General features: G+C 69.9%; 12 protein-coding genes. 7 read left to right on the top strand and 5 right to left on the bottom strand.

Annotated features, from left to right (window positions below; translation table 11 throughout):
- Positions 1-43 precede the first annotated feature (43 nt).
- The gene (locus ACK41C_RS05720) at positions 44-1,327 is read right to left on the bottom strand and encodes an RsmB/NOP family class I SAM-dependent RNA methyltransferase (RefSeq protein ID WP_409651372.1); all 1,284 of its coding nucleotides are present in this window, start codon (positions 1,325-1,327) and stop codon (positions 44-46) included.
- A 73-nt stretch (positions 1,328-1,400) separates the two neighbouring features.
- Between ACK41C_RS05720 and ACK41C_RS05715 the strand changes: the two genes are divergently transcribed.
- Together ACK41C_RS05715 and ACK41C_RS05710 are read left to right on the top strand one after the other, a co-directional pair.
- Positions 1,401-1,598: a DUF1674 domain-containing protein gene (locus ACK41C_RS05715; RefSeq protein ID WP_409653926.1), complete on the top strand. Its 198-nt coding sequence runs from the start codon at positions 1,401-1,403 to the stop codon at positions 1,596-1,598.
- 88 nt (positions 1,599-1,686) lie between these two features.
- Positions 1,687-2,307, top strand: a complete 621-nt coding sequence (locus tag ACK41C_RS05710; RefSeq protein ID WP_409651369.1) for a hypothetical protein — start codon at positions 1,687-1,689, stop codon at positions 2,305-2,307.
- Between the two features lie 6 nt (positions 2,308-2,313).
- On the opposite strand, the gene pyrF is transcribed toward ACK41C_RS05710, so the two are convergent.
- Complete coding sequence (pyrF, locus tag ACK41C_RS05705; protein ID WP_409651368.1) at positions 2,314-3,024, bottom strand: orotidine-5'-phosphate decarboxylase; 711 nt, start codon at positions 3,022-3,024, stop codon at positions 2,314-2,316.
- Between the two features lie 80 nt (positions 3,025-3,104).
- On the opposite strand from pyrF, the gene ACK41C_RS05700 reads away from it, so the two are divergent.
- Positions 3,105-3,794: a MarC family protein gene (locus ACK41C_RS05700; RefSeq protein WP_409651365.1), complete on the top strand. Its 690-nt coding sequence runs from the start codon at positions 3,105-3,107 to the stop codon at positions 3,792-3,794.
- Here the strand turns inward: ACK41C_RS05700 and ACK41C_RS05695 are convergent.
- Positions 3,782-4,606 carry an SDR family NAD(P)-dependent oxidoreductase gene (locus ACK41C_RS05695; RefSeq protein WP_409651362.1) on the bottom strand — a complete coding sequence of 275 codons (825 nt, stop codon included), beginning with the start codon at positions 4,604-4,606 and terminating at the stop codon, positions 3,782-3,784. The genes ACK41C_RS05700 and ACK41C_RS05695 overlap by 13 nt on opposite strands.
- 202 nt (positions 4,607-4,808) lie before the next feature.
- On the opposite strand from ACK41C_RS05695, the gene ACK41C_RS05690 reads away from it, so the two are divergent.
- The 3 genes from ACK41C_RS05690 (at position 4,809) to ACK41C_RS05680 (ending at position 8,399) form a co-directional block, all read left to right on the top strand.
- The gene (locus ACK41C_RS05690; RefSeq protein ID WP_409651360.1) at positions 4,809-6,728 is read left to right on the top strand and encodes a potassium transporter Kup; all 1,920 of its coding nucleotides are present in this window, start codon (positions 4,809-4,811) and stop codon (positions 6,726-6,728) included.
- Positions 6,729-7,085 carry a hypothetical protein gene (locus ACK41C_RS05685; protein WP_409651357.1) on the top strand — a complete coding sequence of 119 codons (357 nt, stop codon included), beginning with the start codon at positions 6,729-6,731 and terminating at the stop codon, positions 7,083-7,085.
- Positions 7,086-7,166: 81 nt separating this feature from the next.
- A complete protein-coding gene (locus tag ACK41C_RS05680) occupies positions 7,167-8,399 on the top strand; it encodes an argininosuccinate synthase (protein ID WP_409651355.1) in 1,233 nt (410 codons plus the stop codon).
- On the opposite strand, the gene ACK41C_RS05675 is transcribed toward ACK41C_RS05680, so the two are convergent.
- Positions 8,396-8,602: a KTSC domain-containing protein gene (locus tag ACK41C_RS05675; protein WP_409651352.1), complete on the bottom strand. Its 207-nt coding sequence runs from the start codon at positions 8,600-8,602 to the stop codon at positions 8,396-8,398. The two genes, ACK41C_RS05680 and ACK41C_RS05675, sit on opposite strands and share 4 nt — an antisense overlap.
- 134 nt (positions 8,603-8,736) lie before the next feature.
- Between ACK41C_RS05675 and ACK41C_RS05670 the strand changes: the two genes are divergently transcribed.
- Positions 8,737-9,141: an MAPEG family protein gene (locus ACK41C_RS05670; RefSeq protein ID WP_409651350.1), complete on the top strand. Its 405-nt coding sequence runs from the start codon at positions 8,737-8,739 to the stop codon at positions 9,139-9,141.
- On the opposite strand, the gene ACK41C_RS05665 is transcribed toward ACK41C_RS05670, so the two are convergent.
- Positions 9,138-9,908 carry a sulfite exporter TauE/SafE family protein gene (locus ACK41C_RS05665; protein ID WP_409651348.1) on the bottom strand — a complete coding sequence of 257 codons (771 nt, stop codon included), beginning with the start codon at positions 9,906-9,908 and terminating at the stop codon, positions 9,138-9,140. The two genes, ACK41C_RS05670 and ACK41C_RS05665, sit on opposite strands and share 4 nt — an antisense overlap.
- Positions 9,909-10,028 lie beyond the last annotated feature (120 nt).

Here is a 10,028-nt window from a genome sequence, read left to right as displayed (position 1 = left end):
CCCGACTTAACCAAGGCCGCCCGTCGCGCCAACCGCCAATTCGTCACCCCGACCGCCGAAACCGCGCCACATAGAAGCCGTCCTGGCCGCCGGCCCGCTGATGGGGCAGGAGGCGCAGCGTCCCGTCGGGCCGCAGGGACGCCTCGGGCGCGCCGCCCTCCCCGGCCGCGATCGGCGCAAGCGCGAAGTCGGGGTGGCGGGCGAGGAAGGCCTCGGCCTGGGCCTCGCCCTCCTCCGGCTCCAGGGAACAGACGCAGTAGACCAGCCGGCCGCCGGGCCGGGTGCGCGCCGCCGCCGAATCCAGCAGCCGGGCCTGGACCCCGGCCAGGGCGGCGATGTCGCCCGGCCGCGCCGCCCAGAGCACGTCGGGCTGGCGGCGGAAGGTGCCGGTGGCGCTGCAGGGCGCGTCCAGCAGCACGGCGTCGAAGCGGCGCGCATCGTCCCAGTCGCTGACGTCGGCGACCACCACTTCGGCCGAAAGCCCGGTGCGGGCGAGGTTTTCCGAAAGCCTGCGCAGGCGGGCCGCCGAACGGTCCACCGCCGTCACCTGAGCGCCTGCCGCCGCAAGCTGCAGGGTCTTGCCGCCCGGCGCGGCGCAGAGGTCGAGCGCCGCCTCCCCTGGCCGAACGTCCAGCAGGCGCGCCGGGACTGCGGCGCTGGCGTCCTGCACCCACCAGACGCCCTCGCCATAGCCCGGCCAGGCCGAGAGCTCGCCCTTACGGCGGGTGCGCACGGTCCCGCCAGGCAGGACCTCGCCCTCCAGCTCCGGAACAAGCCGTTCCGCCTCGGCGGGCGTCTTGAAGGTCAGGTCGACAGGCGGCTCTTCGGGGATGACGGCGGCGACGGCGCGAGCGGCCTCCTCGCCGAAGGCGGCCCGCCAGCGGGCGTAGAGCCAGGGTGGGCAGAGGGCCTCCGGGTCGTCCAGGTCCGGCGGTTCGCGCAGCAGGCCCCGCAGCACGGCGTTGACCAACCCCTTGAAGGGCCGCGTCGCCGGGTTGGCGGCGGCCAGGTCGACGCTGGTCCCCACGGCCGCATGGGGCGGGGTCTGCAGGACGAAGGCCTGGGCGGCGCCAAGCCTCAGGATGTCGCGCACCGCCTCCGGCGGCGGCTTCGCCAGACGTGCGTCCAGCGCCCGGTCGATGGCGCCCAGGCGGCGCAGGGTCCCCAGGGCCAGCGCCATGGCGAAGGCGCGATCGCGCGGCGGCAAGGCGCCGAAAGCCGGTCGCGCCAGGGCCTCGTCCAGGCCATTGCGGCGTGCAAGCGCGGCCGTCATGACGTCCAGGGCCGCGCGGCGGGCGGGCAGGCCGATCTCTTGGGTCTCGTTCACCGGCGCGGGTTGCCCCTTTCCAGCGCGCGAGGCAAGGGTGGCGATCCGACCGCCCGATCCCCAACTTGCAGCCATGTCCGATCCCGATACGCCCCGACCGCCTGCCGAGAAGGTCCTGACCCCTGCCGCCCAGCGCGCGCTGGCCGAGGCCGAGGCGCGCCGCGCCGAGGCTGCAGAAGCCGAGCGCGCGGCCGAACAGGGCGGCCCCCGCGGCCCCGAACCGACCCGCTACGGCGACTGGGAGCGCAAGGGGATCGCCGTCGACTTCTAGGGGATCGAGGTTCGCCTGCCAGGCGCAAGGCCTCGCAGGCGAGCGGCGGGCGACCTAGTCTTCGCCGACCCTTTCCGAAGAGGCGGCGATGCTGAAGACGACGATCCTGGCCTTCTGCGCGGCCCTGGTTTGCGCGGGCGCCGCCGGCGCCCAGCCCCACGACGGCTGGCGCGACGACGCGTACGAGCGCGGGCATCCGCGCGCGCCCGGCGGCTATGAACGGGGCTATCGTTACGAGTACGGCGATCCCCGCGGTCCGGCCTATGGCGCCGGCGAGCGCTACGAGCATCGCCGCGAATACGACAGCCGCTATGATCGGCGCGAAGCCTATGGCGATCGCTACGGCGCGACCGGAGACCGCTATTATCGGCTGGCCCGACCCATCGGCTATTCCCTGCCGACCTATGGCGACGCCGCCCAGTTCTACGGCTATCCCTGCGCCTCGCCCTGCCGCGGCTCTCGGCCGACGCCCTGCGGCTGCGCAGGCGGCGAACTCGTCCTGCCGGGGAGCTTCTTCTACGATTATGGCGGCGTCGGACCCTATCCCGAGGGCGGGGTGATCTACGGCGGAGGCGGCGGCTATGGCATGGCCTTCGCTGGAGCCCATGCTTCGGCCTCGGCCTCGGCGGCGGCCTTCGCCTCGTCCCGCACCTCGATCCGCTTCGGCGGCCACAAGGGCGGCAAGCATCACGGCGGCGGCAAGAAGTAGCGGCCCTCAGGCCCCCGCCATCTCCGCGGCGATCCGCAGGGCCGCCTCGCGCGGGTCGTTCGCCGCGGTGATCGGCCGGCCGCAGACGATATGGCTGGCCCCGGCCTTCAGCGCCTCGGCGGGCGTCGCCGCACGGGCCTGATCGTTCCTGGCCGACCAGTCCGGACGCACGCCGGGCGTCACCACCAGGAAGCCTTCGCCGCCGATGGACCTCGCCAGGGCCGCCTCGTGCGGGCTGGCGATCACCCCGTCGGCGCCGGCGGCCATGGCGTGGTGGATTCGCCGCTCCACCAGCGACCGGGCGGTTTCGGAAAAGCCCATCTCCAGGAGGTCGGCGTCGGTCAGGCTGGTCAGGACCGTCACGCCCAGGATCTTCAGGTTCGAGCGCCCACGGCCGCGCACGGCGGCCTCCAGCACCTGGGGCTCGGCGTGGACGGTCAGGAAGTCGCAGCCGGAATCGGCCAGGACCGCGGCGCTGCGCTGCACGGTGGTGCCGATGTCGTGCAGCTTCCAGTCCAGGAAGACCTGCTTGCCCTTGGCCTTCAGCTCCCGCGCCAGGTCCATGCCCTCGCCGGTGGCGAAGAGCTCTAAGCCCACCTTGTAGAAGGCCACCGCATCGTCCAGCGCCCCCACCGCGCGGCGGGCGTCGGCGACGGTGGGGAAGTCCAACGGCACGATCAGGCGGGGATCGCAGCGGACGGCGAGGTCGAGGGCCATGGCGTTCTCGTCGGGCAGGCGCAGGCCGAGACCCCCCGCGGGGGCTTAGGCGTGCTGGCGAATTGGGCTAAGAGCCCGTCATGAGCCAGTGGGACTTCGCGGTCAACTTCTTCGTCGCCCTGTTCGCCCTGATCGACCCGGTGGGCAACGTGCCGCTGTTCGCCGCGGCCACCAGCGGGGTGATGGTCAAGGACAGCCGCCGCATCGCGCTCTACATCGCCCTCTTCATCCTGGGCTTCCTGACCTTCTTCTACTTTTCAGGCCTGTCGCTGCTGGCCTTCTTTGGAATCTCGCTGCCGGCCTTCCGGATCGCCGGCGGGGTGATCCTGTTCCTGCTGGGGCTGGAAATGGCCCGAGACGACTTCACCGCCGCCTTCGCCGACGCCGCCGGGGAGACCGCACCGGGCGAAGGGCGGCAGTATGCCCGGCGGCGCTTCGAGCGGATGATCGTGCCCTTCGCCATGCCGCTGCTGATCGGGCCGGGCGCGATCTCCTCGGTCGTGATCTACGCCAATGAGGCCAAGCGCTTCGGCCTGGCCGGAGCGGCCGTGGGTGTCGGGGTGATCGCGGCCATCGCCGTGGCCACCATGCTCTGCTTCTGGGCCACCCCGCTGATCACCCGCATACTGGGCAAGATCGGCCTGACCATCGTGGTGCGGGTGCTGGGCCTGATCCTCTGCGCTCTGGCGGTGCAGTTCATCCTGGCGGGGATCGCGGAGTCCACCGCGGGCGTGATTCTGCGCGAGGCCGCCGCGCCTTACGCGCAGTAAGGCCCGATCACACCGTTTCCGCGGAACTTCGGCCCCTGCCAGGCCATCAGCGCCAGGGCCCATTCGTCCGGCAGGAGCTTGGCCACGGCCGCGATGGCCTTGTTGGGCGCGCCGGGCACGCACACCGGGCGATTGGCCTCGGCCGCCTCGTAGCCGGCGGCGGCCACCTCGTCGGCCCCCATCCACATCCACGCCGGCGCGGCGCGGCTGATCTGCTCGCGCGTGCTGTTGACGTCGTGGAACTCCGAATAGGTGAAGCCCGGGCAAAGCGCGGTGACGTGCACGCCGTGGGCCAGGTTCTCCAGGTGCAGGCTCTGGGAGAAGCGCACCAGATAGCTCTTGGTCGCGCCGTAGAGCGTCGCCCCCGGCGAGCCGGGGATCAGGCCCGCAAGCGAGGCCACATTGACGATCCGGCCGAAACGCCGCTCGGCCATGCCCGGCAGCACCCGATGGGCGAGCTCGCTCGGCGCCGTCAGCCTCACCTGCAGGAAGGCCGCGTGAGTCTCCCAGGGGCTCTCGCCATAGGCGCCCGGCACGCCGTAGCCGGCGTTGTTGACCAGCGCGTCCACCACCCGGCCGTGGGCGGCCAGCCGATCCAGGATGACCTCCGGAGCCCCCGCTTCCGTCAGGTCCGCCTGGACGGTCAGGGTCTCGACGCCGAAGCGCAGGCGGATCTCCTCGGCCAGGCGGTCGAGCCGGTCGGACCGGCGGGCGGTCAGGGCCACATCGTAGCCGTGGCTGGCGTAGATGCGTGCGAAGGCCGCCCCGATTCCCGCCGAAGCCCCCGTCACCAAAGCCAGTTTCCGGTCCATGCGAAGCGCCCCGTCTCGAACCGTCGAAGGTGGCGCAAGCAGAAGGCAGGTCAAGCGCCGTCGCCGTAAACAGGACCGGCGGGCGTCACAGCGCCGCGCCCGGCGGCGGTTGAACCTGGGCCGGAATGGGTGTATCGCGCCCGCCGCATGACGGCATGGGGCCGCCGAAGGGAACCACTCCCCGCGTTCCCGGAGATTCTGGATGGCTGATCCGGCCGGCGCCGCGCCCAGCGCGGCGGAGGAGTCCCATCACTCCACGCACAAGAAGGAAGGCTTCTGGGCGCTGGCGCTCGGCTCGGTGGGGGTCGTGTTCGGCGACATCGGCACGAGCCCGCTCTACGCCATGCGGGAAGCCCTGGACCACACCCGCGGCGGCGCCTCCGAACTGGCGGTGCTGGGGGTCATCTCCCTGGTCTTCTGGGCCCTGATCCTGATCGTCACGGTCAAGTACGTCGGCTTCATGATGCGGGCCGACAACAAGGGCGAGGGCGGCACTCTGGCCCTGATGGCGCTGGCCCAACGCTCGCTGGGTCGGCGCTCGACCTTCGTCTTCATCCTGGGGGTCTGCGGCGCGGCCCTGTTCTACGGCGACGGGATCATCACGCCCGCCGTCTCGGTGCTCTCGGCCGCCGAGGGCCTGAAGGACGCGCCCGGCATCGGTCACCTGTTCGAACCCTTCGTCCTGCCCATCGCCGCCGGCATCCTGATCGCCCTGTTCATGGTGCAATCGCGCGGCACGGCCAGCGTCGGCCGCTTTTTCGGCCCGATCACGGCGGTCTGGTTCGTCACCCTGGCCGTGCTGGGGCTGAACTATGTGGTGCAGGAGCCGTCGGTGCTGCGCGGCTTCAGCCCGCACTACGGGATCGCCCTGCTGCTCAACAACGGCTGGCTGGGCTTCGCCATCCTGGGCAGCGTCTTCCTGGTGGTGACCGGGGCCGAGGCGCTCTACGCCGACATGGGCCACTTCGGCAAAGGCCCGATCCGCACCGCCTGGTTCGGCCTGGTCTTCCCCTGCCTGATGCTGAACTACCTGGGCCAGGGCGCGCTGGTGATCATGGACCCTTCGGCCCAGGAGAACCCCTACTACCGGATGATCCCGGAATTCGCCTATTGGCCGGTGCTGCTGTTGACCTTGACGGCGACCATCATCGCGAGCCAGGCGGTGATCAGCGGGGCCTTTTCCGTCACCCAGCAGGCGGTTCAGCTGGGCCTCCTGCCGCGCATCGACATCCGCCGCACCAGCGAGACGGTCGCCGGTCAGATCTTCGTGCCGCAGGTCAACATGTTCCTGCTGATCGGCGTGCTGGCCCTGCTGGTGATGTTCCGCAATTCCTCGAACCTGGCGGCCGCCTATGGGATCGCGGTGACCGGCGCCATGCTGGTCGACACCCTGCTGTTCTTCGTGATCGTCCGCTTCATGTGGAAACGGCCGCTGTGGCAGGCGCTCGGGGCGGCCGGGGCGTTCGGCGTGATCGACCTGGTCTTCGTCGGCGCCAACCTGCTGAAGATTCCGCAGGGCGCCTGGTTTCCGCTCGTGCTGGGCACGGGCCTTGTCCTCATCATGTGGACCTGGAACCGCGGGACCCGGATTCTCACCGACAAGACGCGGCGCGATTCCGTGCCCCTGACGGAACTGACCGAGATTCTGAAGGCGCGGCCGCCGCACCGGGCTTCTGGAACCGCCATCTTCCTGACCTCCGATCCCGACATCGCGCCGGTCGCCCTGATGCACAATCTCAAGCACAACAAGGTGTTGCACGAGAAGAACGTGATCCTGACCGTGGTCACCGCCGAGACGCCGCGGGTGAAGGAGGAGGACCGCGTCCGCATCGAGCCGGTGAACGACGACTTCAAGAAGGTGCTGATCTCCTACGGCTTCATGGAGAGCCCCAACGTGCCCAAGGCGCTGGGCCTTTGCCGCAAGCTCGGCCTGAAGTTCGACATCATGGCCACCAGCTTCTTCTTAGGGAGGCGCTCGGTGGTGCCGGCGGCCCAGTCGGGCATGCCGCTCTGGCAGGACAAGCTGTTCATCTTCCTGATGAAGAACGCCGCCAACCCCACCGACTTCTACCATATCCCGCCTGGGCGGGTGGTGGAGATGGGCGCTCAGGTGACGGTTTAGATGACCCTGCTCTCCATCGCCGCCGACGTGCTGTGGATCCTGGCGCTTTCGATCATGGCCTCGACCTCGCGCATGGCCTGGCGGCGGATGTCCGCCGATACGAGGGTGCCTCTGCGCCTGCATCCGGCCCCGGCCTGGCGGGTGCGGCGGAACCTCGCCCTGCCCCTGCCGGTGCTCTGCGCCTTCGCCATCGGCCTCGCCTTCCTGTGGGGCCACCGCGCCGGGTCCGACGCCGTCCACGACGTCATCTTCTTCGGCCTGCGCGCTACCCTCGCGGCCATACTGGCGCTCCTCCACCTGCAATGGCTGAGGGGCGCGCTCGACGTCCTCGAAGCCGAAGGCAAGCTCGACCGCTAGACTCCGCTTGAACCGACAGGCCCGGCGCCCTTAAAGGCCCGCGAGCTTCACCACCCTCCTTCCCGAAAGACCTCCACCGCCATGGCCAAGCCGCAGATCAAGAAAGTCGTCCTCGCCTATTCCGGCGGGCTGGACACCTCGATCATCCTGAAGTGGCTGCAGACGGAGTACGGCGCCGAGGTGGTCACCTTCACCGCCGACCTCGGCCAGGGCGAGGAGATCGAGCCGGCGCGGGCCAAGGCTCTGGCCGCCGGGGTGAAGCCCGAGAACATCTTCATCGAGGACCTGCGCGAGGAGTTCGTCCGCGACTTCGTCTTCCCGATGTTCCGGGCCAATACGGTCTATGAGGGCCAGTACCTGCTGGGCACCTCCATCGCCCGGCCCCTGATCGCCAAGCGCCAGATCGAGATCGCGCGGGCGACCGGCGCCGACGCCGTCAGCCACGGCGCCACCGGCAAGGGCAACGACCAGGTCCGCTTCGAGCTCGGCTACTACGCCCTGGAGCCCGACATCCACGTGATCGCCCCCTGGCGCGAATGGGACTTCAAGAGCCGCGAGGCCCTGCTGGACTTCGCCGAGAAGCACCAGATCCAGATCACCAAGGACAAGCGCGGCGAGGCGCCCTTCAGCGTCGACGCCAACCTGCTGCACTCCTCCTCCGAGGGTAAGGTTCTGGAAGACCCTGCGGTCGAGGCGCCCGAGTTCGTGCACATGCGCACGATCTCGCCCGAGGACGCGCCGGACCAGCCGACCGTCTTCACCATGGACTTCGAGAAGGGCGATCCGGTCGCCATCGACGGCGAGCGGCTGTCGCCGGCGGCCTTGCTGACCAGGCTGAACCAACTCGGCCACGACAACGGGATCGGCCGGCTGGATCTGGTGGAGAACCGCTTCGTCGGCATGAAGTCCCGCGGCGTCTACGAGACGCCCGGCGGGACCATCCTGCTGGCCGCCCATCGGGGCATCGAATCCATCACCCTCGACCGCGGGTCCATGCACCTGAAGGACGAGCTGATGCCGAAGTACGCCGGCTTGATCTACAACGGCTTCTGGTTCAGCCCCGAGCGCGAGATGCTGCAAGCCGCGATCGACCAGTCACAGGCCTATGTCACCGGCCAGGTGCGGGTGAAGCTCTACAAGGGCAACGTGACCGTGATCGGCCGCACCAGCCCCTATTCGCTCTATGACCAGGACCTGGTCACCTTCGAAGAGGGCAAGGTCGCCTACGACCACCGCGACGCGGCGGGCTTCATCAAGCTCAACGCCCTGCGCCTGCGGGTGGCCGCCAACCGCGACAAGCGGGCGAAAGGCTAAGCTTCCAGCTTGTTATACGGGTACTGGTCGCGGATTTCGTAGGCGAAGAACCGCCCCTTGGAATCCGCGTCCAGGAAGCTGCGGCAGACCTCTCCGGGAACGCCCACATAGACGTACTCGTCGCCGTCCACGAAGGTGACGTAGAGCTTGGCGCGGCCTTCATCGTAGCGGATGTCGCGGATCGCGCTGGATTCGACCTGCATCGGCGGGTCTCCTTCCGTGTTTCGCTCCGGCCCTTGAACGCGCGGAGGCGGGAGGGTTGTTCCCTTTCCTGCATATCCGGTCCAAGCTTCACCACAGGCGGAGGCGATCCGCCGGAGCTCTTGGGGGAATCCGCATGCAATCCCACGCCTATGTGGCGCTGGTCACCGTCGCCGCGCTTCTGGTCTATGTCTGGACAATCGCCCGCGTCGGCCGCGCGAGGGCCAAGAGCGGGATCGCCGCCCCGGCCATGACGGGCGACCCGATCCTCGAGCGACACATCCGGGTCCAGGCGAACACCCTCGAATGGCTGCCGCTGTTCCTGGTCCCGCTCTGGCTGTTCGCCCTCTACTGGAACGACCTGTTCGCCGCCGCCATGGGCGTGGTCTGGATCGTCGGCCGCATCCTTTACGCCACGGGCTACGTCGCCGACCCGTCAAAGCGCGAGCTGGGCTTTATGATCCAAGCCCTGGCTGCGGCGGTGCTGCTGTTCGGGGCCTTGGGCCGGGCGGTTTGGGTGCTGGCGGTCGTCGGAGCCTAAAGGACGAGCAGCACGGCCTGCCAGGCGGCCAGGCCGGTCACCACCAGGCCGACGATCCAGGTCAGAAGGCGCAAGGGCAGCACCTTGGTCATCCAGCCGGCGACCGGCGCGGCCACGAGGCCGCCGCAGATCAGGCCCAGCACCGACCACAGGTGCTCGTCCAGGCCCTCGGTCTTCCAGTGGCCGGTGACGAGCGCGCTCAGGAACGCCGCCGAGACGGCGGCCGCGACGAACGCTTCGGCGGCGTTGGTGGTGCCGATGGCCTTGCGCGGGTCGGCTCCGGAGCCCAGCAGGGTGGAGGTGACCACCGGCCCCCAGCCGCCGCCGCCGACGGCGTCGAAGAACCCGCCGGCCAGACCCAGGGGCGCGGGCGACTTCCAGGAGAAGGGCCGGGGCCGCACGCCCTTCCAGGCGCGATAGAGGATCACCAGCCCCATCAGGCCCAGCCACGCGACCACGTACGGCTTGATCTTCGCCCCGTCGACGGAGGTCAGCAGATAGGTTCCGGCCACCCCGCCCGCGACGCCGCCCGCCGACAGCAGCAGCAGGAGCCGGCCGTCGACATTGCGGTGCGCCACGTGCGACGCGGCCGAGGCCGCCCCGGTGAACACCTTGGCTGCATGGACGCTGGCCGAAGCCGCCGCCGGCGTCACCCCGCTGGCCAGCAGCACCGTCGTCGAGACGACGCCATAGGCCATGCCCAGCGCCCCATCGACGAGCTGGGCCGCAAAGCCGACCCCGGCGAAAAGCCAGAAATCCGGACCCATGGCCCCTCCAGTTCGAGCCGACGCACCTCGCAGAGCTTTCCACCCGAGGCAATGGGAATTACCTCAGGGCGTTCGCAGCTTTTCTGCGGCGCCGGCTTACGGACCGATCTGCTCCGCCGG

Source organism: Phenylobacterium sp., assembly GCF_046290725.1.
GTDB lineage: Bacteria > Pseudomonadota > Alphaproteobacteria > Caulobacterales > Caulobacteraceae > Phenylobacterium.
Note: the sequence above shows the minus strand (reverse complement) of the source record. Positions and strands in the feature narration are given on the sequence as shown.

Bases quoted from the DNA above. Each gene is read 5' to 3' on its own strand.
- ACK41C_RS05715 (WP_409653926.1), top strand. From the start codon at position 1,401: ATGTCCGATCCCGATACGCCCCGACCGCCTGCCGAGAAGGTCCTGACC.
- ACK41C_RS05710 (WP_409651369.1), top strand. From the start codon at position 1,687: ATGCTGAAGACGACGATCCTGGCCTTCTGCGCGGCCCTGGTTTGCGCG.
- pyrF (WP_409651368.1), bottom strand. From the start codon at position 3,024: ATGGCCCTCGACCTCGCCGTCCGCTGCGATCCCCGCCTGATCGTGCCG.
- ACK41C_RS05700 (WP_409651365.1), top strand. From the start codon at position 3,105: ATGAGCCAGTGGGACTTCGCGGTCAACTTCTTCGTCGCCCTGTTCGCC.
- ACK41C_RS05695 (WP_409651362.1), bottom strand. From the start codon at position 4,606: ATGGACCGGAAACTGGCTTTGGTGACGGGGGCTTCGGCGGGAATCGGG.
- ACK41C_RS05690 (WP_409651360.1), top strand. From the start codon at position 4,809: ATGGCTGATCCGGCCGGCGCCGCGCCCAGCGCGGCGGAGGAGTCCCAT.
- ACK41C_RS05685 (WP_409651357.1), top strand. From the start codon at position 6,729: ATGACCCTGCTCTCCATCGCCGCCGACGTGCTGTGGATCCTGGCGCTT.
- ACK41C_RS05680 (WP_409651355.1), top strand. From the start codon at position 7,167: ATGGCCAAGCCGCAGATCAAGAAAGTCGTCCTCGCCTATTCCGGCGGG.
- ACK41C_RS05675 (WP_409651352.1), bottom strand. From the start codon at position 8,602: ATGCAGGTCGAATCCAGCGCGATCCGCGACATCCGCTACGATGAAGGC.
- ACK41C_RS05670 (WP_409651350.1), top strand. From the start codon at position 8,737: ATGCAATCCCACGCCTATGTGGCGCTGGTCACCGTCGCCGCGCTTCTG.
- ACK41C_RS05665 (WP_409651348.1), bottom strand. From the start codon at position 9,908: ATGGGTCCGGATTTCTGGCTTTTCGCCGGGGTCGGCTTTGCGGCCCAG.